Annotated in this window: 18 protein-coding genes and 2 pseudogenes; 15 read left to right on the forward strand and 5 right to left on the reverse strand. The window is 54.2% G+C overall.

What is annotated here, in order from left to right; genetic code table 11:
* Positions 1-27 precede the first annotated feature (27 nt).
* Together JCM2850_RS00720 and JCM2850_RS00725 are read right to left on the reverse strand one after the other, a co-directional pair.
* Positions 28-1,383, reverse strand: a complete 1,356-nt coding sequence (locus JCM2850_RS00720; RefSeq protein ID WP_025869391.1) for an MFS transporter — start codon at positions 1,381-1,383, stop codon at positions 28-30.
* Complete coding sequence (locus tag JCM2850_RS00725) at positions 1,380-2,711, reverse strand: LLM class flavin-dependent oxidoreductase (protein WP_025869392.1); 1,332 nt, start codon at positions 2,709-2,711, stop codon at positions 1,380-1,382. The genes JCM2850_RS00720 and JCM2850_RS00725 overlap by 4 nt, the downstream gene beginning before the upstream one ends.
* 224 nt (positions 2,712-2,935) lie before the next feature.
* Here JCM2850_RS00725 and JCM2850_RS00730 point away from each other — a divergent pair, with 224 nt between their 5' ends.
* Positions 2,936-3,571, forward strand: a complete 636-nt coding sequence (locus tag JCM2850_RS00730; RefSeq protein ID WP_081774908.1) for a TetR/AcrR family transcriptional regulator — start codon at positions 2,936-2,938, stop codon at positions 3,569-3,571.
* Between the two features lie 68 nt (positions 3,572-3,639).
* On the opposite strand, the pseudogene JCM2850_RS23240 reads toward JCM2850_RS00730, so the two are convergent.
* Positions 3,640-4,328 (reverse strand): annotated as a pseudogene (locus JCM2850_RS23240) (TonB-dependent receptor domain-containing protein).
* Positions 4,262-6,052, reverse strand: a complete 1,791-nt coding sequence (locus JCM2850_RS16160; RefSeq protein WP_051525209.1) for a TonB-dependent receptor — start codon at positions 6,050-6,052, stop codon at positions 4,262-4,264. Before JCM2850_RS16160 ends, JCM2850_RS23240 begins: the two are co-directional and overlap by 67 nt.
* Positions 6,053-6,247: 195 nt before the next feature.
* On the opposite strand from JCM2850_RS16160, the gene htpG reads away from it, so the two are divergent.
* From htpG to JCM2850_RS00800, 12 genes and pseudogenes are all read left to right on the forward strand, one after another.
* On the forward strand, positions 6,248-8,152 hold the full coding sequence (gene htpG, locus JCM2850_RS00740; RefSeq protein WP_025869394.1) for a molecular chaperone HtpG: 1,905 nt from the start codon (positions 6,248-6,250) through the stop codon (positions 8,150-8,152).
* 280 nt (positions 8,153-8,432) lie between these two features.
* A complete protein-coding gene (gene rpsD / locus JCM2850_RS00750) occupies positions 8,433-9,050 on the forward strand; it encodes a 30S ribosomal protein S4 (protein WP_025869396.1) in 618 nt (205 codons plus the stop codon).
* A gap of 367 nt (positions 9,051-9,417) precedes the next feature.
* Complete coding sequence (locus JCM2850_RS00755) at positions 9,418-9,576, forward strand: hypothetical protein (RefSeq protein WP_234406007.1); 159 nt, start codon at positions 9,418-9,420, stop codon at positions 9,574-9,576.
* Positions 9,566-10,381, forward strand: coding sequence for an energy transducer TonB (locus tag JCM2850_RS00760; RefSeq protein ID WP_025869398.1), 816 nt, complete (start codon positions 9,566-9,568; stop codon positions 10,379-10,381). The genes JCM2850_RS00755 and JCM2850_RS00760 overlap by 11 nt, the downstream gene beginning before the upstream one ends.
* A gap of 40 nt (positions 10,382-10,421) precedes the next feature.
* Positions 10,422-11,165: a MotA/TolQ/ExbB proton channel family protein gene (locus JCM2850_RS00765; RefSeq protein WP_025869399.1), complete on the forward strand. Its 744-nt coding sequence runs from the start codon at positions 10,422-10,424 to the stop codon at positions 11,163-11,165.
* Complete coding sequence (locus JCM2850_RS00770) at positions 11,162-11,587, forward strand: ExbD/TolR family protein (protein WP_199898222.1); 426 nt, start codon at positions 11,162-11,164, stop codon at positions 11,585-11,587. Before JCM2850_RS00765 ends, JCM2850_RS00770 begins: the two co-directional genes overlap by 4 nt.
* A 531-nt stretch (positions 11,588-12,118) precedes the next feature.
* Entirely contained in the window at positions 12,119-14,596 is a 2,478-nt protein-coding gene (locus JCM2850_RS00775) for a glycogen/starch/alpha-glucan phosphorylase (protein WP_025869401.1), read from the forward strand.
* A 130-nt stretch (positions 14,597-14,726) separates the two neighbouring features.
* Positions 14,727-15,406, forward strand: a pseudogene (locus tag JCM2850_RS16165) (DUF4197 domain-containing protein).
* Positions 15,407-15,538: 132 nt separating this feature from the next.
* Positions 15,539-16,117 carry an RBBP9/YdeN family alpha/beta hydrolase gene (locus JCM2850_RS00785; RefSeq protein ID WP_025869402.1) on the forward strand — a complete coding sequence of 193 codons (579 nt, stop codon included), beginning with the start codon at positions 15,539-15,541 and terminating at the stop codon, positions 16,115-16,117.
* Positions 16,118-16,185: 68 nt separating this feature from the next.
* The gene (locus JCM2850_RS00790) at positions 16,186-16,554 is read left to right on the forward strand and encodes a glyoxalase superfamily protein (RefSeq protein ID WP_051525210.1); all 369 of its coding nucleotides are present in this window, start codon (positions 16,186-16,188) and stop codon (positions 16,552-16,554) included.
* A gap of 134 nt (positions 16,555-16,688) precedes the next feature.
* Positions 16,689-17,021, forward strand: coding sequence for a DMT family transporter (locus JCM2850_RS00795; RefSeq protein ID WP_025869404.1), 333 nt, complete (start codon positions 16,689-16,691; stop codon positions 17,019-17,021).
* A gap of 162 nt (positions 17,022-17,183) precedes the next feature.
* Positions 17,184-18,287 carry a mechanosensitive ion channel family protein gene (locus tag JCM2850_RS00800; protein ID WP_025869405.1) on the forward strand — a complete coding sequence of 368 codons (1,104 nt, stop codon included), beginning with the start codon at positions 17,184-17,186 and terminating at the stop codon, positions 18,285-18,287.
* 727 nt (positions 18,288-19,014) lie between these two features.
* Here the strand turns inward: JCM2850_RS00800 and JCM2850_RS00810 are convergent.
* The gene (locus JCM2850_RS00810) at positions 19,015-20,187 is read right to left on the reverse strand and encodes a GGDEF domain-containing protein (RefSeq protein WP_081774939.1); all 1,173 of its coding nucleotides are present in this window, start codon (positions 20,185-20,187) and stop codon (positions 19,015-19,017) included.
* Positions 20,188-20,520: 333 nt separating this feature from the next.
* Between JCM2850_RS00810 and purL the strand changes: the two genes are divergently transcribed.
* Positions 20,521-24,423, forward strand: a complete 3,903-nt coding sequence (purL, locus tag JCM2850_RS00815; RefSeq protein WP_025869407.1) for a phosphoribosylformylglycinamidine synthase — start codon at positions 20,521-20,523, stop codon at positions 24,421-24,423.
* Positions 24,424-24,547: 124 nt separating this feature from the next.
* Complete coding sequence (locus JCM2850_RS16170) at positions 24,548-24,967, forward strand: ankyrin repeat domain-containing protein (protein WP_234406008.1); 420 nt, start codon at positions 24,548-24,550, stop codon at positions 24,965-24,967.
* Positions 24,968-25,078 lie beyond the last annotated feature (111 nt).

Here is a 25,078-nt window from a genome sequence, read left to right on the forward strand (position 1 = left end):
GCGCATGGCTTGTGCTTATCAGTTGTTTCATGCTGGCTGCACCTGGTATTGGCTGACGCGGGCAAGGTCGTGACGGTAGTAGCGCAGGGCGCTGGCAATGAACAGCACGGCCAGCAAGCCACTGCTGGCGGGCAGAATCAGCAGCGCCTGATCCAGGCCATAACGGTCAGACAGCAAGCCCGCGAGGAAAGGCCCGGGCACTGAGCCCAGCAGGTGCAAGGTCATGACCGAAGCCGTACCAGACAAGGCCCGGCCCGAAGGCGGTGCCAGTTCCTGCGTCATGCTGAGTGGGCCAGATGCACTGACGGCGGCGGAGAAGCTGGCCGCGACAATCAGCAGATACTGCGTGTTGACCGCATGCGGCAGGCCGAACGCCAGCCAGTAAAGCAGTGAAGCCAGCGCAAATGCCACCACCGAGAAATAGACCTTGGCCTGGCGATAGCGGCGATTCAATGCATCCATGATCCAGCCACCCAGCGGAATTGCCACCACGCCTATCATCAACAGACCGCTGGTCATCAGTGTGGCCTGTTGCAGTGGCAAGCCGTGGATGCGGTTGAGGTAAGTGGGCAGGAAGAAGATGATGGGCACCCACTGCAAGGTCGCCATGGCACCACTGAGGTAGGCCAGCAGCAAGGAGGGCGTGCGGCCTATATTGCCCAGGTTTTCCTTGAGCACCTGCCAATGGTTAATGCGAGGGGCATTGGCCTGGCTGAGCGGGACAATATTCTGGTAATCGCGGCAGCGGTAAAGTGCAATCGCCACCAAAATACCTGGAATGGCCAACAGCCCTAGTGCATGGCGCCAGCCATAATGCGCGGCGATATAACCACCTAGCGCAATGCCCAAGGCCATGCCTATGGGCTGGCTGGCGGAGAACACCCCCAGCGCCAGTTGCAGCCTGCGGCGTGGAAACGCTGCGGTGATCCAGGCATAAGACGCTGGTGCATAAGCCGCTTCACCAGCCCCCACCAACGCGCGCGAGGCAGCAAGCTGGCCAAAGCTCTGCGCCAGCGCACCACTGGCGGAAGCTAAACCCCAGAACACACCCATCAAACTGGCGGTTTTGATCCGGCTCCAGCGGTCTATGGCCAGTGACACCGGAAACGCAAACAACACCATGCCCAGCGTCAACAGCGAACTCAACAGGCCAGACTGCGCATCACTCAGGCTCCACTCTGCCTTGATATAAGGTAGCAGCCCGGCAATGATCAGGCGGTCAGCAAAATCGAACACCATCAACAGGCATAACAGGCTGAAGATACCCAGCGTGCCTGCCTTGCCAAACAAATACTGTTGTGGCGCGTGATTGAGATGCGCCGCCGCCGGGTTATGCTGGCTGGCACTGGGCTGGTGATTGCTGCTAGGGATGGCTTGGCTCATGCGTACTGACTCCGTGGACGCGCCAGCTCAAGATGCTCGCGCAGGGTGTTGCCTGTGTATTCGGTGCGGAACAAGCCGCGACGTTGCAGTTCGGGGATGACCTGATCGACAAATTCATCCAGACCTTGTGGCAGGGTGGCGGGCAGGATATTGAAGCCATCGGCCGCCCCTTGGGTAAACCATAGCTCCAGTTGATCGGCAATATCGCTGGCGGTGCCAGTGATAATGCGGTGACCGCGTGCGCCAGCAACCTTTTGATAGAGCTGGCGTATGCTCAGATTGTCTTTACGCGCCAGGTCTACCAGCAACTGCTGGCGGCTTTGCCAGCCTTCGGTATCGGGGAAATCCGGCACAGGGTCATCTATGGAATAGCGGCTAAGGTCTATATTGCCGAGGAAGGCCGAGAGCAGGGCAATGCCTACCGCTGGGTCTATGAGGTTTTGCAGCGCCTGGTATTTTTCTTCGGCTTCTTCTGCCGTCCTGCCTATGATGGGCATGACTCCAGGCATGATCTTGAGGCTGTCTTCATCGCGGCCATGGGCCGCCAGCTTGTCTTTGAGGCCACGATAAAACGCCTGGGCAGCAGGCAAAAATTGCTGGGCGGTAAATACCACTTCAGCGGTGGCCGCCGCCAGGTTCTGCCCATCTTCTGATGAGCCTGCCTGCACAATCACCGGGTAACCCTGCACCGGACGCGCGGATTGTAGCGGGCCTGCTACCGAGAAAAACTCACCTTCATGGTTGAGGTAATGCAGCTTGGCTGGGTCAAAGAATTGCCCAGCGGCTTTATCAAACAGATAGGGATTGTCATCCCAGCCATCCCACAAGCCCTTGACCACATCCACGTATTCCCTGGCCTTGCGGTAACGCTCACTATGCGGGGTTTGTTGCTGCAGGCTGAAATTACGCGCCTCGAAATCCGTGCCCGAGGTCACCAGATTCCAGCCTGCACGCCCCTGGCTTAAATGATCCAGCGAGGCAAACAGCCGGGCCAGATGATAAGGCTGCAAATAGCTGGTAGAAACCGTGCTGATCAGGCCTATCTTGCTGGTATTGAGTGCGAGCGCAGACAGCACAGTCAGCGGCTCCCAGAAATAGGTCACCGCGCCCTTGCTCAGCAGGGCCTGGTCTATATGCGGCAAGCCCAATGCATCCGCAAAGAAAATGGCGTCAAACTTGCCGCGTTCCGCAGTCTGGGCCAATTGCTGTAAATGGCTGAAGCGCGTGGCATTTTCCGGGTCTACATCCGGGTGACGCCAGGCGGCAAGGTGGTGCCCCACGCTTTGCAGGAAAGCGCCTAGCTTGATTTGTCTTTTCTGGTTGGCCATACATTCTCTGCTACCGGCATGCAACATGCCGCTTGGTAATGGGAGCGGATTGCTTTATATTTAAGTGAACGGTAACGTTTACTTAATTCGGCTCATGTTAGCGAGAATTTTTAGAATGGAAAATATTTATTATTAATATTGATATTCTATTTTTATATAAATAGACCTGATGCGGGGCCGCATAATGTCCGCGCTTAAAATGTCTTAACTCAGGAACACAGCCCATGAAAACCGTTAGCGGAAGACCGACACGGCAGGCCTCGGAAATGCTGGTGCAGCATATGCTGACCAGTGCAGCGCAAAGCTTTTTGGAGAAAGGGTTTCAGGGCGCGAGCATAGAAGGCATCGCCAAGATGGCTGCAGTCTCCAAGTTGACCATCTATCGCCATTTCTCCAGCAAGAGCAGCTTGTTTCTCGCGGTCATACGCACGTATGTCGAAAGTTATGTCAGTGGGCTGAATCAAACCACCAATACTGGCAAGCCGCCGGAACAGGCTTTGACCGATATAGGCAATTACATCGCCACGCACTGGTTTCATAGTGACAATATGAAGTTCAGCCGGATTGTGATTGCAGAAATGCATCGCATAGAAGGGCTGGCGGAATTGATAGATCAGTTGATGAATGAATCACGTGCGCCAGTAGAGCGTTATCTGGCGCAGTTGAAGGCGCAGGGCAGGGTACGTTTTGGCGATGTGCGTGCGGCAACCATACAGTTTGTGCAACTGTGTGTGCTGGGGCACTACTATTTATTGCGCGATGAAAGCGTGATGCCGGATGCTGAAACCCGCGCCAGGCTAGTGCAATCAGGGGTGGATTTGTTCTTGCACGGCTATCTACTGCCCACCGATGCTGGCTAGTGCCAGGCCGCATGTACAAATAGCTGCCTAGCTGGCGCCAGGCAGCATGGTGGTGAAGACTTCTTATGCTAGAAATCGTAGCGCAGGCTGGCCCCCAAGGTGCGGGGTTGCCCGGCAGAGCCGCCATAGGCATTGGTGAAAGTGCCTGTGAGGTCGTAGAAATAACGCTTGTCCAGGGCATTTCTTGCCCACAGTGACAAGTCCCAGCGGTGCTTGCCCTGTTGCATGCGCAAGCCAGTGGCGAGGTTGAGGATGCCGTAGCCCGGCATGCGCGAATACATAGAGTTGTTGATATCGGCATAAACCTCAGAGCGCACGGCATATTGCATGCTGACGTAATGCTCCACTGCGCTGGCTGGTTTCCAGTGCAACTCGGCATTGGCGCTCATGCTCAGTTTGGGTGAGCCATTGACGCGATTGCCCTTGATGCTGCGCAAACCCTTGCCGTAGCCACTATCCAGCGTGCCACCCGGGCCATTGAATTCTTCCAGCGGCGTGGGCGCACTGCCATTGTCAAAGGTCGCATCTATATAGGCCGCACTCAAGCCCAGGTTAAGGTAGCGATTGGCCTGGGCTGCCAGGCTCAGCTCCAGACCCTGGCTGGTAATATCGCCCACATTGCTCATGATGGCGTATAGCCTGCATTGTTCAGCCTCATGCCCGTAATCGCCTGATAATCCCTGACCTTGGTCACAAACACACTGGCATTGAAACGCAGGCGTTGATCCAGCCACTGACTCTTGAAGCCCAGCTCCACGCTGCGCGCCTTTTCAGGGTCGAGGTCGAGAATGTCATTGCCAAATACCGAGCCGGGCGAGCCACGCCTATGATGTTGTAGCCGCCGGATTTTTCGCTGCTGGAAAAACTCAAGTAAGCCAGCAGGTCGTCATTGAAGCGATAGCTGCCGCTCAACAGCGTAGACAGGCTTTCATCCTTGCGGTGTTGCACCCCGGAGTTGTAGTTGTCGAATAGCGGCAGCAGGATGGCAGGCACGGGCGTGATGCGCTCCTGATTGACTTCTGCGGTTTTCTTTTCCAGGGTGGCGCGCAAGCCTGCGGTGATGTCCAGCTGCTCGGTGAGGTGGTAGACCCCTTGACCAAACACGGCATAGCTATTGGTTTTGACATAGCCACTGCCCGCCAGCCTGGAGTTGTCGGGATATAAACCCGTGAGTGCAAACGCTGCCGGGCCAAGGTCGTAGCCCACTTCGCTCTGGATGTTCTGGTGCAGGTAATAAGCACCCAGCACGTAATCAAACGTTTCGCTCTGCGGCGAGGCCAGCCGGATTTCCTGTGAGTATTGAGTGTGGTCGGTCTTGAAGCCGCCCACACCACCATCCAGATCAGTCTGATCTATATCGTTGCGTGGCGAAAAGCGCCAGTTGCGCCAGGCGGTGATGGACGTCAGTTTATAACCATTGATGTCCTTGTTGAGCTCGGCGGATAGCGCATTTTGATTGGTGCGCGAACGTTGCTCGCCATCAATATTGACGGTGTAGTCCTTGGGGTTCATGGCGCGTATGCCTGCGCCAGCGGCGATGGCCCGGTTCAGGCTGGTGGTGGCATTGGAGCCTGGCGTCCCCAGCGGCAGGTTCACCAGCGGGTTGGGCACCACAAACGGTGGAAAAGCCACCATCGCCATGCTGGTAGGGTTCCATGGGCCGTAGCGATAGGGCACCAGTACGCCGCTGCCAGAGTCTTCGTTATGGTGTTCTGCGATCAGGCGCACGCTCATGCTGGGGTCGGGCTTAAGCAGCAGTTGCGCACGCACGCCCTGGCGCTTTATGTCATTGACGTAATCACCGTTATGCAGATTCTTCACCCAACCATCTTCGCGCGTGTCGTAGGCAGAAATACGCAGGGCGGCAACCTCGTTGATGGCTTGGTTGAACATGGCCTTGAACTGGCGATAATCGCGCGCGCCCATGGAAACCTCCACGCTATTTTCAGCGCGGAACACCGGGGCTTTGGTGCTGATATTGAGCACGCCTGCGGTGGTGTTCTTGCCGAATAAAGTGCCTTGCGGGCCACGGTAAAGGTCTAGCTGTTCTATATCCAGCAGGTCAAAGAAGGCCATGCCTGGGCGGCCCAGGTAAACATTGTCCAGATAGATGCCAGCGCTGGTTTCCAGGCCTTCATTGGCCGGGTTGTAGCCTATGCCGCGTATCGCAATCCCGGTCTGGCGTGGGTTGATATATTGCATGCTGAGGCCGGGCAGCAGGGGGGCAATATCCTGTAGCTGGGTCAGGCGCAGTGGCTCCAGTTGCTTGCCTTGCAATACCTCTACGCTGGCGGGCACTTCCTGGGATTTTTCCGTGCGTCTGCGCGCAGTGACGGTGGTGGTTTCCAGCTGTTGTTCAATGTCAGATTCCTGGGTGGATTCTGTTGCGACTTGAGGCGTGGTGGTGGCAATGGGTGCTGCATGGCTGCCATGACTGAGCGCGCACAGCGCCAGGCCATAGCCAAGATTGAGATACTTCAAGTGTGACTCCCCTGCTTGAGGGTGGGTGGTCCCATCCCTCTTGATGACTGATACCTTGATTATTGTTTTTGCGCGCATTTTACATGGGCTTTCAATCCGACATCTAGCGCGGCAGCAAATTTCGGCCTTGAAATCACAGTGGCTAACCCCATATGCGCAGCAATGTTGTTCAAACCATCATGGGAGTAGTCAGTTATGTCCACTGAGGATTTACAAAAAGAAGCCACGCAGCAAAAACAAACCTTGGGCTTCCAGGCCGAGGTCAAGCAGTTGCTGCAGTTGATGATCCACTCGCTATACAGCAACAATGAAATCGTCCTGCGTGAACTGATTTCCAATGCCAGCGATGCGGCCGACAAACTGCGCTTTGAAGCGCTGGCCAATAACAGCCTGTATGAAGATGATAGCGAGCTGAAAATCCGCGTCAGCTTTGACAGGGAAGCGCGTACCCTGACCATTGCCGATAACGGCATAGGCATGAGCCGCGATGAAGTGATCAACAATATAGGCACCATTGCCAAATCTGGCACCAAGGAATTCTTCCAGTCGCTGACGGGTGATCAGGCCAAGGATGCCAATCTGATTGGTCAGTTTGGTGTGGGCTTCTATTCTGCGTTTATTCTGGCTGACAAGGTGACATTGACCACGCGTAGGGCTGGCAGCACTGAGGCTGTGCGCTGGGAATCCGCAGGCGAGGGTGATTACACCCTGGAAGCCGCTGACAAGGCGGGCCGTGGTACCGAAATCGTGCTGCACCTGCGTGAGGGTGAAGACGAGTTCCTCAATGACTGGAAGCTCAAGTCGATTATCCGCAAGTACTCTGACCATATCACCCTGCCTATCTATATGAAAAAGTCAGAGTGGCAGGATGGCGAGCAAATCCCTACCGAGGAAGAAGAAACCGTCAACAAGGCTTCTGCCTTGTGGGCACGCAGCAAGAGCGAGATTACGGAAGAAGATTATCAGGAGTTCTACAAGCATGTTTCCCATGACTTCGAGAACCCGCTGACCTGGAGCCACAACCGCGTTGAAGGCAAGCAGGAATACATTTCCTTGCTGTATATCCCGACTAAGGCGCCGTTTGATCTCTATGAGCGTGACCGCCAGCATGGCATCAAGCTCTATGTAAAACGCGTATTCATCATGGATGACGCGGATCAGTTGATGCCGCAATACCTGCGCTTTGTGCATGGCGTGATTGATAGTGCAGACTTGCCGCTGAATGTTTCGCGTGAAATTCTGCAACACTCCAAGGATATAGACGCCATCAAGGCTGGCTCGGTAAAGAAAGTGCTGGGCATGCTGGAAGACCTGGCTGAAAAGCAGCCTGAGCAATACAGCGCCTTCTGGAGCGAGTTTGGCCGCGTGCTGAAAGAAGGCCCGGGCGAAGATTTTGCCAACAAGGAAAAAATTGCCAGCCTGCTGCGCTTTGCCAGCACCCATGCCGACAGTGACGCCCAAGTGGTGTCGTTCAAGGATTACATCAGCCGCATGAAAGAAGGCCAGGAAGCCATCTACTTCATTACTGCGGACAGCTTTGCCGCCGCGCAGCACAGCCCACATCTGGAAATCTTCCGCAAGAAGGGCATCGAAGTACTGTTGCTGTCCGACCGTGTGGATGAATGGCTGTTGGGCAGCCTGACCGAGTTTGACGGCAAGAAACTGCAATCGGTAGCCAAGGGTGACCTGGACCTGGGCAAGCTGGAAGATGAGGCCGAGAAAGAGCAACAGAAAAAGACCGAGGATAATTACAAATCCCTGGTGGAGAAGTTGCAGGCCACATTGGGTGATAGCGTCAAGGAAGTGCGCGTGACGCACCGTTTGACCGACTCTCCCGCATGCTTGGTCACTGGTGCCAATGATATGTCTGGTAACCTCGAGCGCCTGCTCAAGGCTGCAGGGCAGAAAACCTCAGGCAGCAAGCCTATACTTGAAATCAACCCAGATCACGGTATTGTGCAGCGTTTGGCAGTGGTGAATGATGATGGCAAGTTTGCCGATTGGGCGCATTTGCTGTTTGATCAGGCCTTGCTGGCGGAAGGTGGGCAACTGGAAGACCCAGCCGCCTTTGTGCGCCGCATCAATGCCATGCTGGCCTAAACTCATGCTGGTTTAAACTTGGCCCCAGCAAACAAGCTGTTTAGAGCATGAAAGACAAAAACCAGTCCCGCGCTTGGTGGGGCTGGTTTTTTATTGTATAATCCGCGGCTTCGTCTGCAGCCAGGTATGTTTTGCGCTGTTGCAAGCGGAGAAAGTAGTGTGCAGGTATGCCATGAGATTCATGGTGATAGCGTTCAAGCTATCCATCCTAATGTGGTTCAGGATGCAGGAAAATTCTGTCAGGTCAGCCTGATCAATCCAATTAAAGGAGTTTTAAAGTATGTCTAGATTTACCGGCCCACGTCTTAAAGTAATGCGCGCACTTGGTATTGATCTGCCTGGCTTGTCCCGCAAGACCATTGAGGCACGTCCTACGCCTCCAGGTCAGCACGGTGCCAAGGCAACTCGTCGCAAGAAGTCTGACTTCGGCGTCAAGCTGCAAGAAAAGCAAAAGCTGCGTTTCAACTACGGCCTGTCCGAAAAGCAATTGCGTCGCCTGGTGGTTGATGCACGTAAGGGCAAGTCCCCTACTGGCGAAACCCTGCTGCAACTGCTGGAACGTCGTCTTGATAACGTGGTATTCCGCGCTGGTTTCGCGCCTACCATTGCCGCTGCGCGTCAGCTGGTTTCCCACCGTCACGTATTGTTGAACGGCAAGTCCGTTAACATTCCTTCCATCCGCCTGCGCGTGGGTGACGAGATCTCCCTGAAGGGTAGCAGCACCAAGTTGCCTATCGTGGTTGAAACTTTGGCTAACATGCCTCTGATTCGTCCTGAGTGGCTGTCCTGGGCTGAACAAGGTCAACAAGCTAAGGTAGCTCACCTGCCAGCAGCTGAAGACGTACCATTCCCAGTTGATGTACAGCAAGTGGTTGAATACTACGCCAACCGTCTGTAATCCTGGTTGCAAGAGTAATAGCAAAGGCCGCGCAAGCGGCCTTTTTCTTGTCTGGCGTTAGTGCATTTTATGCCCGGCAAGTGATAGCCAGTGCGCTGCTGCGCAACAGAGTAGCGGACGCAAATGACAAAATTAATAAGAATCACGATTAATTAGCTGCTAGAATGATTGTTATTCTTGACTGAATACATGAGAATGGTTATCATTTTTCGCTCACGTGCAGGGCTAGCCTTGTGCCCACATGGCTGACATCGCCAGATGCAGCATTGGTAACAGCGAGATAACGATGAAGACAGTGAATAATTGTAGGCGTGTAGTGCTTGCTGGTAATGATGGATGCAAGGTCTTGTATTGTGAGGAGTGCCAAGTGGCAGAAGTGGAAGTCGGAGCACTCAGTCTCAGGCTAGAAGCCCAGGCGTTTAATTCCCTGGCGGAGTTGCTGCAGGAAGCAGCGGCCCGCCTAGCAGTATTCAGTGCTGCAAAATCCCAGAGTCAATTCACAACAAGCATCAAAAATGTCCATTGAGTCGCAACTCGCACGCCTTTCAAGATCAGAGATTGAGGGGCAATTGAGTCAATACCCAACTCGCAGCTTAATACCCAAGCGGGTCTTCCGCGCGCCGCAAGAGAGTGATTTTTCAGCCAAGACCCTGGTGGGGATTGTGCTGCTGCACGCTGGTATTTTTGCCAGCCTGATTGCTATTTCCACGCACGAGCCGCCACGTGAAGATGCAGCACCACCCATGATGGTGAGCCTGGTGAAAAGCCCAGAGCCCATTCCAGAAGTGGCCATCAAGGAGCCTGAGCCTACACCCAAGCCGCCTGAGCCCAAGCCTAAACCCAAGCCTAAGCAGAAAATTGTCGATAAGCCTGTGCCTATCGAAGCGCCCAAGCCTGAAGAGCCGGTAAAGGAAGTCAGCAAGGAAGTGACAGAGCCGCAGCCCGTTGAAAAACAGGCACCTTCAGCAGCGCCAGTGCAGGAAAAGCCAGTGGTGGCCGAAAAAGTGGAGCCAGTGAAGCAACCTGAGCCCAAGGATCAGCCTATCCCTGAAGTCTCCATCAGTGGCGTATCGTATTCTCACCAGGAATCGCCCAACTACCCTTCCATGTCCAAGCGGCTGGGAGAGCAGGGCGTAGTGGTGTTGCGCATCACCATTTCTGAGGCAGGTGTGCCAGAAAATATCCAGCTTGAAACCAGCAGTGGCTTTGATCGTCTGGACAAGGCCGCACTGGAAGCTGCAAAGAAATCGCGCTTCAACCCCTACAAGCGTAACAACAAGGCCATGAGAGTTTCCGTGATCGCCCCGGTCCGGTTCACACTCGCGGATTAATCAGTAGATCGTCCAATTTTTACTATAGGATCAATGCAATATGGAAAGCGCATACGAATTTAACAGTCTGGATTTCATCCTGGCCGGTGGCCCGGTATCGGTGCTGGTGGCAGCGGTTCTGCTGTTCATGTCGGTGGCCAGCTGGTATCTCATGGTGGTCAAGTTCTATCAGGCACTCACCATACGCAGCGCCAGCCGTGAATACAGCAACCATTTCTGGCAGGCTTCCTCCATTGATGCCGCCTTGCGTCACCACAATGGCGAAACCCCGGTATCACGCGTAGCCAATCAGGCAGTGGATGCTGCAGAGCATCACCAGACTTACGCGGCATCCCGTGTGGAAGAAGCCTGTAACAAAGATGAATTCATCGCCCGCGCCATGCGTAGACAAATTGCCGATGAAAGCGAACGTCTGGATTACGGTCTGACCATGCTGGCTTCTGTTGGTAGCGTTTCACCCTTCGTTGGTCTGTTTGGTACGGTTTGGGGTATTTACCATGCGCTGGCCAGCATCAGCCAAAGTGGCCAGGCCACCCTGGACAAAGTGGCAGGCCCAGTAGGCGAAGCCCTGATCATGACGGCGCTGGGTCTGGCCGTGGCGATTCCAGCTGTGCTGGCTTACAACGCTCTGGTACGTCGTAACCGCGTGATCCTGGGTGAGGTTGAAGCCTTTGCCAATGATTTCCATATCCTGTTGACCACAGGCGCGGCGCTGAACCCTAGCCACAAGACCAAGGCAGTTTCACCTGCTGCTGCCACCAAGCTCAAAGGGGTATCAGCATGATGGCGGGTGGCGGTATAGGCGGAGGCGAGGGCCATACCCGGCCAATGTCCGAGATCAATACCACGCCACTGGTGGATGTGATGCTGGTGTTGCTGGTGATCTTCATCATCACAGCCCCTCTGCTGACACACGCGGTGAAGATTGATCTGCCGCAGGCAACCAGCCAGCCATCGCCGGAAAAGCCCGATATTATTGATGTGGCAATTGATCCTGCTGGCACCATGTACTGGAATGACCAGGTGGTGACGCTGGAAGAGCTGAACGTCAAATTGCATGAAGTGGCAGACAAAGAACCGCAGCCTGAACTGCATATCCGTGCAGATAAGGAAACCCGTTATCAGGTGCTGGCAGAAGTAATGTCTTATGCACAGAATGCAGGCGTGACCAAGCTGGGCTTTGTTAGCGACCCTAATCCAAAATAATTTTTGCTCTAGCGGGTATCCCGCTAAACGCAGACCATCAAGCCGGGCATGCCCGGCTTTTTTGTTGGGTTTTTCTGGGCTTGCCCCCTGCTGCCGCTTGCGAGAGGCTCAGCAACTCCCTCACTACGTAATGTTGCGTATGTCAGGGTTTCGTTAGTACTCGTACGCTCAAACCATGACTTGGATACTCCCGCTTTGCCCCCTCTCTGCCACATCATGCTGCCGCTGTTTACTTTATTGCACCATCTATTCAACTTTTTTCACCTGATGTAGTCTTTTAATGAACTGGCCAAACGCTTGCATGGCTGTGCTAGAGCGGAAATCCCGCTGTATAGCCCTTGCCCGGAAGAAAGTGGCCTGATTTTTGCTGAGGTTTTATGAACTATTTACGGCTGGTAAATTGCGCTTTACTGAGTCAATAAAGCGCACGATCAGATAAAACTTCGCAAGAATTTAACGTTTGTCATTCAATATGGATTGGCTGCATCTCGCCAAGGGTGGCATTTTGTAAACGCACATGGAAACACGCCAATGACTACAAAACAAACCAAAAACCCCAAAGTCGCCGTACCTGTGATTACCACCGAAAAAACCCCCATCGCCCAGGCATTACAGAATCACCTGATTTTTTCCGCATTCAAAACCAGTGAGGCTTCGACGCCGCGTGACTGGTTTGTCGCCACCGGGCATACCGTGCGCGACCATATGGTAGAGCGCTGGGCCAAGACGGCCGAGGCTTACAACGCGCAAGACCCCAAGCGTGTTTATTATCTTTCTCTGGAGTTTCTCATAGGCCGCATGCTGCAGAATGCGGCGCTTAACCTGGGGATAGAGCCTGAGGTGAAGCAGGGGCTGAGCGCCCTGGGGCACAAGCTGGAAGAGGTGGTAGAGCTGGAGACGGATGCGGCGCTGGGGAATGGTGGCTTGGGCAGGCTGGCGGCTTGTTTCCTTGATTCCATGGCCAGCATGGATATACCAGGCACAGGCTATGGCATACGCTATGAGTATGGCATGTTCCGGCAGTCCATCAGCCAGGGCCAGCAAATCGAGAATCCTGACAATTGGTTGCGCTATGGCAATCTGTGGGAGTTCCAGCGGCCTGAGAGTCATTACCCAATCAAGCTTTATGGCCGCGTGGTGGAGTTTCCCACGCCCAAGGGCACTGAATCACACTGGGTAGATGCCGAAAGTGTGATGGCGATTGCCTATGACATGCCTATCCCTGGCTATAACACTGAAACCGTCAATACGCTGCGCTTGTGGTCGGCCAAGGCGGCGCGCGAGTTTGATCTGGCGCACTTTAACGATGGCAATTACGAAAAAGCGGTGGAAGAGCGCAATGCCTACGAGAATATCTCCAAGGTGCTTTATCCCAATGATGCCTCGGTGCTGGGGCGCGAACTCAGGCTGAAGCAGCAGTATTTCTTTGTCTCGGCTTCGATTCAGGATATCTTGCGTCGCTTCCTCTCCAAGCATGATGATTGGACGGTGCTGCCAGACAAGGTGGCGATTCAGCTGAATGATACCCACCCGGCAATTGCCGTGGCGGAGCTGATGTATCAACTGGTGGATGTGCATCACCTGAAGTGGGATCAGGCCTGGAAAATTACCGGCAAGGTGTTTGCCTATACCAATCACACGCTGATGCCTGAAGCGCTGGAAACCTGGGCGGTGGATTTATTTGCCAATCTGTTGCCACGCCACCTGGGTATTATCTATCGTATCAATCATGAGTTCCTGCAACTCGTTAACCATAAATTCCCTGGCGATACTGATCTGTTGAGCCGGGTTTCCATCATTGATGAAAATAACGGCCGCCGGGTGCGCATGGCCCACCTGGCCGTGATTGGTAGCCATACCGTCAATGGTGTGGCCGCCTTGCACAGCGAGTTGCTGCGCACCACGCTGTTTGCCGATTTCAACCGTATCTTCCCTGGCAAGTTTATCAATATCACCAATGGCATCACGCCACGCCGCTGGCTGAATCAGTGCAATCCCGGCCTGACCAAGTTGATAGACAAGGTCATAGGCCCTGACTTCCATCGCGATCTCAGCAAGCTGCGCGGGCTGGAAGCGCTGGCCGAGGATGCGGATTTCCGCAAGACCTTCCGCGAGATCAAGCGCAGCAACAAAGAGCGTCTGGCAAAACGCCTGGAGCATCTCACCGGGGTACGCCTTAACCCCAATGCCTTGTTTGACGTGCAGATCAAGCGTATCCATGAATACAAGCGCCAATTGCTCAACGTCTTGCATATCATCACCTTGTACAACCGCATTCGCAGCGGGCAGGCCAAGGATGTCACGCCGCGTGCCGTGATCTTTGGTGGCAAGGCAGCCCCGGGCTATTGGCTGGCGAAACTAATCATTCGCCTGATCAATGATGTGGCGGCCATTGTCAATGAAGACTCTGCCGTAGGTGACAAGCTCAAGGTGGTTTACTACCCCAACTATGAAGTTTCTGCGGCCGAGTTGCTGTTCCCCGGCAGTGATCTGTCTGAGCAGATATCCACCGCAGGCACTGAGGCCTCAGGCACTGGCAATATGAAAATGGCGCTGAATGGTGCATTGACCATAGGCACGCTGGATGGGGCCAATGTGGAGATTCTGGAAGAAGTGGGTAAAGACAATATCTTCATCTTTGGCCTGACCACCGAAGAAGTGGCCGAGGTGAAGGCCAATCAATACAACCCATGGGATTACTACCACGGCAATGCCGAGCTTAAGCAGGCGCTGGATATGATTACTGGGGGCTTCTTCTCCGTGGATGAGCCCGACCGTTATCAGGCCATAGGCGAGGCCTTGCTCAATAATGGCGATCATTACTTGCTGCTGGCCGATTACGCCAGCTATATCGCCACCCAGGATGAAGTGGGCAAGCTCTACCAGAATCAGGAAGAGTGGAGCCGCAAGGCCATACTCAATGTGGCACGCGTAGGTAAATTCTCCAGTGATCGCACCATAGGCGAGTATGCTGACAAGATATGGGGGGTTAAGCGCCTAGATCATTAAGAGCTTCATTAATGCGTCATTGAGTACATAGCAAGTCATTAACTCCTGCCAGCTTGCATCTGTATTTGCGCTGTCACGCTGGCAGCTGAGTGCTTGGGCTATATAACGATAAAACCATAAGGGAGAGCATATGCGTCAACTCATTACAGCGGCGGGCTTTGCACTATTTGCCAGCCATGCCTCAGCCCTGGGGCTGGGCGATCTTAGCAATGCCGATGCCAGCCAGGGCCTGAAACAGGCCTTGATACAAGGTGCTGAGCGCGCCGTGAGCCAGCTCGGTGCGGCAGGGGGTTTCCTCAATAATCCCCAGGTCAAGATTCCACTGCCAGCCTCCATGCAAAAGGCAGAAAAAGCCATGCGCATGTTTGGCATGGGCAAGCAGGCAGATGAATTGGTAGTGAAGATGAATGAGGCGGCAGAGGCTGCTGTGCCAGAAGCCAAGACCTTGCTGGTGAATGCTGTGAAGAATATGAGCGTCAGTGATGCCAAGGGCATTTTGACTGGCGGTGAGGATTCCGCCACCCAGTATTTCCGCAAGGTGACAGCTGGCCCCATGGCAGAGAAATTTCTGCCTATCGTCAAAAAGGCCACGGAAAATGTAGACCTGGCGCAGCAATACAACAAGTTTGCCGATATGGGCAGCAAATATGGCCTGGTGAATAAGGATCAACCAATCTTGAGCAATATGTCACCGCCAAGGCACTGGATGGCGTCTACTTCAAGATTGCCGAGGAAGAAAAAGCCATACGCAAGGACCCCATGGGGCAGGCCAGCAACTTGCTGAAAAAGGTATTTGGCGCGGTTAAATAAAGCGCGCAATCGCTACCTATAATCGCGGCTGGCGCGATGATGACGTGGACTATGGTTGGCTGGTGTAAGCCACTAAGTTGAAACTAAACCTGAAAATGTGTTCTAACCCATCATTCACCAGGTGGGAACAACATGTCCAGCAGCACGTCATCAGCCAGCATTGTCTACATTATTCACGGCTATCAGGCCACCCCTGACAGCCATTGGTTTCCCTGGCTGAAACAAATGTTGGAGGCAGAAGGGCATCAGGTAGAGGTATTGGCCTTGCCCGGCCCCAGCACCCCTAAATTCGAGGGCTGGCTCGATCATCTGCGTGCCAATATCACGCGCCATGATGCGCAGAGTTTTTTCATAGGCCACAGCCTGGGTAGCATCACCTTGCTGCGTCATCTGGAAAGCCAGCAAGATGCGGTAGGCGGCATGGTTCTGGTATCAGGATTTGCCGAGCCCTTAAGTTTTTTACCAGCGCTGGATAGCTTCACTGCAGAGCCGCTGAACACTGAACATCTCAAAAACATAGTGCCGCAGCGCCTGGTGATGGCAGCTCAGGATGACAATATTGTGCCTTACCCTTATTCCCTGCGCCTGGCGGAAAAGCTGGCGGCAGAGTGGGAGTTGTTTGAAGATGGCGGGCACTTTATGGCGGAAGATGGCTTTACCGAATTTCCCGCCCTGTATGACGCCATCACGCAGATGTTGCCGCAGCAATAAACCGCAACGCACTCAAGTTTAAGAAGTGAGGGTTTTACCAAGTCATTGTGTTGAAAAAGGAGGGGAGTGTGACCATCCAGCAAAGTGTAGTGCCCGCGATCCGTGTGGCTTCCTATGGTTTGAGCAAGCCTTATTATGAAAAACTGGGTTTCGTCGAGTTATGGACGCATCAGTTTGAATCGGGTTTGCCCGTATTTGCCGCCATCGCGCGTGGCAATATGCAGATATTTCTGACCGAACACACCGGTGATTGCGCCTTCGGTGGCCTGGTGCACTTCTATGTGCCGGATGTGGACGCCGTACACGAGGAGTTTCTGCAGCAAGGCCTGCATATCACCGAACCGCCAGGCAACGACCTTGGCCCCAGTGTGCGCAATATGCTGATGGTAGACCCGGATGGTAATCGGCTCTGCTTTATCACCGTCACCCCTCCCTGACCCCAGCTAGCGCCTGGCAGTAGCAATGCCAGAGTAAAATGCATGCAGCTCGTTAGCTAGACCGTTTCAAAATCCCCCAAAGCCAGGCCATACCTGATGTCTAAGCCCGGCACAGCTTTAATTCTGGAGTACACATGCATTACTGGGTTTATTTAGGCATCGCCATCGTCAGCGAAGTGTTGGCCACTTCTGCGCTCAAGGCTAGCGAGGGCTTTACCCGGCCTTGGCCCAGCCTGATAGTGGTGGTGGGTTATCTGGTCGCGTTTTATTGCCTGTCACTGACACTGCGTAGCCTGCCTGTAGGCGTGGTCTATGCCATTTGGTCTGGGCTGGGCATTGTGCTGGTGTCGGTGATTGCCTGGTTGCTGTTTGGTCAAAAGCTGGATCTGCCAGCCATCATAGGCATGGGCCTGATCATTGCCGGGGTATTGGTCATGAATCTGTTTTCACGCACCGTGGCACATTAATTTTCCTAGCGCATTAGCTCGGCTGGCGGATTAAATCTTCATCACCACCTACGTCCTTTGTATATAAATGCCTACAGCGCTATCCGTCGTATACGGATGACGCGATAGGCACAGCCATCATTAGCATAAAGCTCGACCTTCGCGAGTTCACAGGAGCAATGCATGCTTGATTGGCTAGAGAGCAATACCTTTATGAATGTGCCAGCCTATCAATGGCTGACTACCTTAGTCGTTATCGTTGGCAGCTATCTCATCCTGCGGTCAGTCTGGAAACTGGCCTTGCGCAAACTGACAGAGATATCCTCGCGCAGCACCACCCATGTAGATGATGCCGTGCTGGAAGTGCTACGCAGCACACAGAAAATCACCTTTGCCTTTTTCTCCTTGCTGATAGGCCTGCACTTTCTTGATCTGCCGCAAAAATGGGAAAGTCGTCTTGATCATCTGTCCTTCTTTGTCATCGGTTTGCAGATTGCCATCTGGCTTAGCAAATGCATTACGGTGTGGGCGCAGATGCAGCTATTGCAAAAAGAGGGCGCGCCACCCAACCCTGTCATCACCTCCATGCTGAGCTGGATTTTCAAGATAGGTGTCTGGTCCATCCTGTTGCTGACTATCTTGTCCAATGTAGGCGTCAATATCACTGCCTTTGTGGCCAGCCTGGGCGTGGGCGGTGTGGCGGTAGCCCTGGCGGTACAGAGCATACTCAGCGATTTGTTTGCCTCGCTGGCCATAGGCCTGGATAAGCCTTTTGTCATTGGTGATTTTGTCGTGTTTGGCGAGGTGGCGGGCAGCATAGAGCGCATAGGGCTCAAGACCACGCATATACGCAGCATCAGTGGCGAGCAGATTGTTTGCAGCAATACCGAATTGCTCAAAAACACCATACACAACTACAAGCGCATGTCTGAGCGGCGCGTGGTGTTCAAGTTTGGCGTGATTTACGACACCGACCCAGCCTTGTTGGCCAAGATTCCAGGCATAGTGCAGGACGCGATTGCACAGTCGGAGAATACGCGCTTTGACCGTGCCCACTTCCAGGGCTTTGGCACCAGCTCGCTGGATTTCGAGGTGGTGTATTTCATCAACTCCAGTGATTTCAATCTCTATATGGATGTCCAGCAGGCCATCAATCTCTACATGATGACTGAGTTCCGCAAGCTGGGTGTCTGGCTGGCGCTACCTGCCACCAGTCTTTATGTGCCCAAGATGGAGGAAATCAGCAAGGCCTTGCGTCATGCACCGTCCAATAACCTAACGCACTAACTAAGAAGATCAAGCTGGCCCAGTCTACGTGCAGCCTGGCCAGGCTTGATCAGTCAGCAGTATGATCACCAGAAATCAAACACTGCATACATCAAACCCAAGCCCAGCAAGATAATCAGGGCCAAAATCAATAGATCCTTCAGAACTTCCTTGGTATCCATAGCCCACATCTCAAAGCTTACATCTCACAAAAAACAGGCTGCCTGGCGGCAGCCTTTGCCCGACTCAAGGCAGCACTGCCGCCCATAACCATCTACCAAATCCCAATACCAGGATGAAAACCACGGCGATCAATAACACCACCCAGACTTCCCAATGGTTTTTATTACTCATAGAAATGCTTTCTTATTGTTGATTTTAATTACAGCTTAGTAAGGCCTGCTTCAGCACCTGTCTGCTACCAGGGCTGATTGAGCATAGCCCACAGCGCCTGATGGCGACTATGTGAAAAGACGTAGTCTGAAGATGAAATGGCAGCGATGAAAGTACGCGTCAAATGACGTATAGGACGTTGAGCCTAGGTGGCGCTGCCCATGCAGGATTGGTCCAGGCTCAATGCGGAGAAGAGGGTGATTGCTTAAAATTTAGGCAGTTTTGTAACTGATGTGGTCGGACAAGGACTTAGTCCTGCTGTACGCAAATTAGCCACAAACTTATCCACAGAAATTGTGCCCCAGGCGCAGCGTATGCCTGAGAATCAATTTGACTGGATCAATAACGAACGTGTTTAGGCGGCCAGCACGCTGGTGATCCGATTCCGGCCTTGATGCTTGGATTGGTAAAGCGCGGCATCTGCCTGCTCCATGATGTGCTGCAAGGAGTGTGGTAATTGTTCGGAAGGGCAGACGGCAATGCCTATGCTCAGCGTGGGGTAGGTCTCGGCACTGCGTATCTTCATGGTGGCGTGAGCAAAGGCTTTTTGCAGACGCTCGGCGACTTCATAACCCTGTTTTTCGCCACTGCCGGGCAGGATAATGACAAACTCATCGCCGCCATGGCGGGCAAACAGATCAGAGCCACGCAATTGCTGATTGACCATATCGGCAAAGGTACGCAGCACCTGATCGCCTATGGCATGGCCCAGCCTGTCATTGACCTGCTTGAAATGATCGATATCCACCAACAGCAAGGCGGTTAGAGAATGGTTATCTGCACGCCGCCGCAAGGCGTTGTTTTCCATGGCGGCATTCAGCCCTGCACGGTTGAGCGCCGAGGTTAAGGGGTCACGTAGCGCCCGGCCTATCCAGTTGCGGTTGATACGCTCCATGATCATCAGCAGCATGGCCATATTCCACAGTGGTGCGACGATGGCAGCGATAATCATCATCCACATATTGATGCCGCCAGGCGCAAACACGGTGGGGCCGCCCAGTTGGTTGGTGGCCGCCGCAATCGCTCGCACCAGGAAAATCAGTGAGCTGATGGCAAAAATGCCAGTGACCAGATAGGCCGAGCTGATATCTTCATCACGCGCAATCGCCAAGGTGGTACGGCAGACCAGCGCGCAGTAAAAGCCACAGACGATGGCACCTATGGCGGCGCGCTCGGCGTAAAACTGGCTGGAGTCCTGCAGAATGGTAAAGAAAATGCCGACACTGACCAGCAAAATCAGGTGTGGGCGCCAGACGACTTCATGGTGATAAATGCGGCGTATGGTCACCATCAGCAGAAAATAGCCGGTGATGGTGAGCATGTTGGCGACAACTATGCTGTAGAAATCTGGCACCAGATGGCGGAAAGTTAGCAATAGAATGCCAGCCCCTGCACACAGATTGCTGATGCCCCAGTATTTCAGCCAGCGCTCAAAGCGCCCAGTCAGGGACAAGCCCCACAGCACCACGCCAGTAGTACTGACCAGCAGCCCGGTAAGGAAAAATATGGTCTTGACATCAAGCTGCATGGTGGAAAATACGCCCATTTTGAGTGGGGGGATTATAGCGAAACAAGCCAGGGAATCGGTAAGCTTATCACGATTATTTAAGCGTTTTGAACCCCGATAAGCATGAGAAATGCCTAGACTGTGCATGAGCTGGCGTTATCGCTTCTAAAATAACTTGTCACTACTTTGCCCGCCGCAGTTGGTCAGTACAGCTCATAGGGCGGCAGGCCAGGCAGGCTTGAAAGTGAGAACTGCAAGCGCCACGCACAGACATGGATTTTCCTGCCGCCTCAGGCGCTAAGCGGCGGTAGATTCTGGTAAAATCCCGCTTTTGCCATCACATTGAATTTCTTCATGTCCAGCCAAATGATCCGTCTCCGTGGCAGTGCCGCTTTATCCCCGTTCCGTATCGAAAAAATCCAGTCTGCGCTACAGACCGTTGCCCCGCGCATCACGCATCTTTATGCCGAATTCTGGCATTTTGCCTGGGCAGAGTCTGCCTTGAGCGCAGCGCAGCAGGATAACCTCAAGCAGATATTGACCTACGGCCCGCGCATGAGCGAAGAAACCCCGGCTGGCGAATTATTCCTGGTAGTGCCGCGCCCCGGCACCATTTCACCCTGGTCTTCCCGTGCTACCGATATTGCGCGCCATTGCGGCATTGAGGGCATGCAGCGTCTGGAGCGTGGCGTGGCCTATTATGCCGCCACCGCGGATGGCAGCCCGCTGACCGAGGCCGAACAAGCTGCCTTGCGTCCCCTGATTCATGACCGCATGACAGAAGCCGTATTCTCCAATCTGGACGATGCGCAAAAGCTTTATCACAGTGCAGAGCCTGCACCTTTGTCCAGCGTGGATATCCTGGCGGGTGGCAAGGCAGCGCTGGATGCAGCCAATGCCGAGATGGGCCTGGCACTATCGCCTGATGAAGTGGATTACCTGGTAGAAAACTTCCAGCGCATAGGGCGCAACCCCACCGATGTTGAGCTGATGATGTTTGCCCAGGCCAATTCTGAGCACTGTAGGCACAAGATTTTCAATGCGGATTGGGTGATTGATGGCGTGGCCCAGGCGCAGTCGCTGTTTGGCATGATACGCAACACGCACAAGCTGCACCCGGGCAAGACAGTGGTGGCTTATGCCGATAATGCTTCTATCGTCGCTGGCGACCAGACACGTCGTTTCTATCCGCAAGCCGATGGCCGCTATGACTTTGTCGAGGAAGAAATGCACTTCCTCATGAAGGTGGAAACCCATAACCACCCAACCGCTATTTCCCCATTTGCGGGTGCGGCTACAGGTGCAGGCGGTGAAATCCGCGATGAAGGTGCCACAGGCTCTGGCTCCAAGCCCAAGGCTGGTTTGACTGGCTTCTCGGTTTCCAACCTCAATATTCCCGGTTTTAAGCAGCCTTGGGAACAGAACAATGGCAAGCCCAGCCGTATTGCCTCTGCCTTGCAGATCATGGTGGATGGCCCCTTGGGTGGCGCTGCCTACAACAATGAATTTGGTCGTCCCAATATCGCTGGTTATTTTCGTACCCTAGAGATAGAAGCTGCGGACGAGCTGCGTGGTTACCACAAGCCCATCATGCTGGCAGGCGGTGTAGGTAATATCTCTGCCAAGCACTCAAAGAAAAATCCTATCCCCGCTGGTGCAGCCCTGATTCAACTCGGTGGCCCGGCGATGCTGATCGGCCTGGGCGGTGGTGCGGCTTCCAGCATGGATACAGGTGCCAATACCGAAAACCTGGATTTTGATTCCGTACAGCGTGGTAACCCTGAGCTGGAGCGCCGCGCGCAGGAAGTGATTGATCGATGCTGGCAACTGGGCGACAACAACCCCATCCTCAGCATTCATGATGTGGGCGCAGGCGGTATTTCCAATGCCTTCCCCGAGCTGGTCAATGATGCGGGTGTAGGTGCGCATTTCCAGTTGCGCGATGTGCACAATGAAGAGCCAGGCATGGCACCGCGTGAAATCTGGAGTAACGAGGCACAAGAGCGTTACGTCATGGCCGTGCGCAAAGAAGACCTGCCACTGTTTGCCGAGATTTGCGAGCGTGAGCGTTGCCCGTTTGCCGTGGTGGGTGAAGCCACAGAAGAAAAACGCCTGATCGTCAGTGACAGTCACTTCAGCAACAACCCGGTAGATATGGATTTGTCCGTATTGCTGGGCAAGCCGCCGAAGATGACGCGTGATGTACAACATGTCAGCCGCAGCCTGCCTGCGTTTGACCATAGCAAGATAGACCTGAAGCAGGCGGCAGACCGCGTGTTGCGCCTGCCAGGCGTTGCTGACAAGACTTTCCTTATCACCATAGGTGACCGCAGCGTGACGGGTCTGGTGGCGCGTGAGCAGATGGTAGGCCCATGGCAAGTGCCTGTGGCCGATGTGGCCGTGACGCTGGCGGGTTACGAAACCTACAGGGGTGAGGCGTTTGCCATAGGCGAAAAAGCGCCATTGGCCCTGATCAATGCACCAGCTTCTGGCCGCATGGCTATAGGTGAATCCATCACCAATATTGCTGCCAGCCTGATCGATGATCTGGCTGAGCTCAAGCTTTCCGCCAACTGGATGGCCCCTGCGGGTCACCCCGGTGAAGATGCGGCCTTGTTTGATACCGTCAAAGCCGTGGGCATGGAATTATGCCCACAGCTGGGCATCAGCATTCCGGTAGGCAAGGACTCCATGTCCATGAAGACCGTGTGGGAAGAGCGTGGCGAGAAGAAATCCGTCACTGCACCTATCTCATTGGTGGTGACCGCGTTTGCGCCTACACCAGATGCACGCAAGACCCTGACACCGCAATTGCGTACTGACCTGGGTGACACCCAATTGCTGTTGATAGACCTGGGCGCGGGCAAAAACCGCCTGGGCGGCTCTGCGCTGGCGCAAGTGTATGGCAGCGTGGGCAATGTGGCTCCGGATGTTGATGATGCCGCCAGCCTCAAGGCCTTGTTTGATGGCGTACAAAAGCTCAATGCTGAAGGCCGCGTGCTGGCTTACCACGATCGTTCCGATGGTGGTTTGTTTGCCACCCTGGCGGAAATGGCATTTGCAGGGCGCTGTGGTCTGGATCTGGATATTTCCAGCCTGGGTAGCGATGCCGTAGCCGCGCTGTATAACGAAGAGTTGGGTGCTGTGCTGCAAGTGCGAGCCAGCGATGCCGAGGCAATTGTGGCTGAACTCAGTGCAGCTCACGCAGCCCTGGCGGGCAAGCTGCACTTGCTGGGCAAGGTTGCCAGCCATGGCGAAATCCGCATCCATCAGGCTGGCAGGCTGGTGTTTGCCGAAAGCCGCGTGGTCTTGCACAGGGCCTGGTCGGAAACCACCTACCAAATGCAAAAGCTGCGTGACAATCCACAGTGCGCGCAGCAGGAATATGACCGCTTGCTGGACGAAAGTGATGCAGGTTTGCACGCCAAGCTCAGCTTTGAGCTGGATCACAATGTAGCCGCACCTTATATCGCCACTGGCGTGCGCCCCAAGATGGCTATCCTGCGTGAGCAGGGCGTCAACGGTCAGGTGGAAATGGCAGCGGTGTTTGACCGCGCTGGCTTCCAGGCGCATGACGTGCATATGAGCGATATCATCAGTGGCCGCATCAGTCTCAAGGACTTTGCCGGGGTGGTTGCCTGTGGTGGTTTCTCTTATGGCGATGTACTGGGTGCAGGCGAAGGCTGGGCCAAGTCCATATTGTTCAACCCGCGTGCGCGTGAGGAATTCACCGCCTTCTTCAACCGTGCCGATTCATTTGCTTTGGGCGTGTGCAATGGTTGCCAGATGATGAGCAATCTGCACAGCATTATCCCCGGGGCAGAAAACTGGCCGCACTTTGTGCGCAATCGTTCAGAGCAGTTTGAGGCTCGTGTGGCCATGGTTGAGGTGCTGGAATCGCCTTCGTTGTTCTTCAGTGGCATGGCGGGTAGCCGCATGCCTATCGCTGTGGCGCATGGTGAAGGTTATGCCGAGTTTGCCGATGCCGCCGCTCAGGCCCGCGTAGTGGCCGATAAACTGGTGAGTTTGCGTTTTGTTGATAACAGCGGCGCGCCCACCGAGATTTACCCCTTCAACCCCAATGGATCAGCACAAGGCATTACTGGCCTGACTACCCCTGATGGTCGTTTCAGTATTATGATGCCTCATCCTGAACGGGTATTCCGTGCAGTACAGCATTCATGGCACCCCGATGGTTGGGGCGAGGATGGTCCATGGATGCGCATGTTCCGCAACGCTCGGAAATTCCTGGGCTAAGCGGTCAACACCCGATAACAGATGTGCGTTAGTCCACCATGGCAGTTGCAGTTTTCGGCACTTGTCATGGCGGGCCAACAATAAAAGCACACGTTATTCAAGACTATAACTTTGGAGAAGTAGCATGAAGAAGATGTTGAAGGCAGTATTGCTGGTACTGACGCTGGCGTTCACCATGGTGACTCAGATGGTGGCTCAGGCGGAAGATCAGCAGGTCGAATACACCGATGCCATAGGCAAGGGTGACATGAAGGTGGTCAAGAAGTATTTCAACAACCCTTATACAGTCGATGAAACTTTCTTTGCCTGGACAGGTTTGCAGATTGCGGCTAACAAGGGCCAACTGACCGCTACCAAGTTTTTTGTCGAGAAGGGCGCTAACGTCAACTACAAGCACCCCATCACCAAGATGACACCGCTGCATCTGGCTGCATACCACAACAGCAAGCCTGTAGTGGAATACCTGATTGCCCACGGTGCTGACGTCAACGCCAAGCTGCGCGGTGATGTTTCCATCATCCGTGCCTGCGCGATGAAGGCATGACCGATATGGTCAACCTGCTTACCGCTGCGGGTTCCAAGGACGACGGCTGTCAAGAAGAGAAGTGCTACTAAGCTAGCCGGATGGGCGGCTTATGGAGTGAGTCGCCCTTCA

It is taken from the genome of Methylobacillus glycogenes JCM 2850 (assembly GCF_000617925.1).
Lineage (GTDB): Bacteria > Pseudomonadota > Gammaproteobacteria > Burkholderiales > Methylophilaceae > Methylobacillus > Methylobacillus glycogenes.

Bases quoted from the DNA above. Each gene is read 5' to 3' on its own strand.
- JCM2850_RS00795 (WP_025869404.1), top strand. From the start codon at position 16,689: ATGCATTACTGGGTTTATTTAGGCATCGCCATCGTCAGCGAAGTGTTG.
- JCM2850_RS00725 (WP_025869392.1), bottom strand. From the start codon at position 2,711: ATGGCCAACCAGAAAAGACAAATCAAGCTAGGCGCTTTCCTGCAAAGC.
- JCM2850_RS00785 (WP_025869402.1), top strand. From the start codon at position 15,539: ATGTCCAGCAGCACGTCATCAGCCAGCATTGTCTACATTATTCACGGC.
- JCM2850_RS00730 (WP_081774908.1), top strand. From the start codon at position 2,936: ATGAAAACCGTTAGCGGAAGACCGACACGGCAGGCCTCGGAAATGCTG.
- htpG (WP_025869394.1), top strand. From the start codon at position 6,248: ATGTCCACTGAGGATTTACAAAAAGAAGCCACGCAGCAAAAACAAACC.
- JCM2850_RS00720 (WP_025869391.1), bottom strand. From the start codon at position 1,383: ATGAGCCAAGCCATCCCTAGCAGCAATCACCAGCCCAGTGCCAGCCAG.
- purL (WP_025869407.1), top strand. From the start codon at position 20,521: ATGTCCAGCCAAATGATCCGTCTCCGTGGCAGTGCCGCTTTATCCCCG.
- JCM2850_RS00770 (WP_199898222.1), top strand. From the start codon at position 11,162: ATGATGGCGGGTGGCGGTATAGGCGGAGGCGAGGGCCATACCCGGCCA.
- JCM2850_RS00760 (WP_025869398.1), top strand. From the start codon at position 9,566: ATGTCCATTGAGTCGCAACTCGCACGCCTTTCAAGATCAGAGATTGAG.
- JCM2850_RS16170 (WP_234406008.1), top strand. From the start codon at position 24,548: ATGAAGAAGATGTTGAAGGCAGTATTGCTGGTACTGACGCTGGCGTTC.
- JCM2850_RS00775 (WP_025869401.1), top strand. From the start codon at position 12,119: ATGACTACAAAACAAACCAAAAACCCCAAAGTCGCCGTACCTGTGATT.
- JCM2850_RS00765 (WP_025869399.1), top strand. From the start codon at position 10,422: ATGGAAAGCGCATACGAATTTAACAGTCTGGATTTCATCCTGGCCGGT.
- rpsD (WP_025869396.1), top strand. From the start codon at position 8,433: ATGTCTAGATTTACCGGCCCACGTCTTAAAGTAATGCGCGCACTTGGT.
- JCM2850_RS00810 (WP_081774939.1), bottom strand. From the start codon at position 20,187: ATGCAGCTTGATGTCAAGACCATATTTTTCCTTACCGGGCTGCTGGTC.
- JCM2850_RS00800 (WP_025869405.1), top strand. From the start codon at position 17,184: ATGCTTGATTGGCTAGAGAGCAATACCTTTATGAATGTGCCAGCCTAT.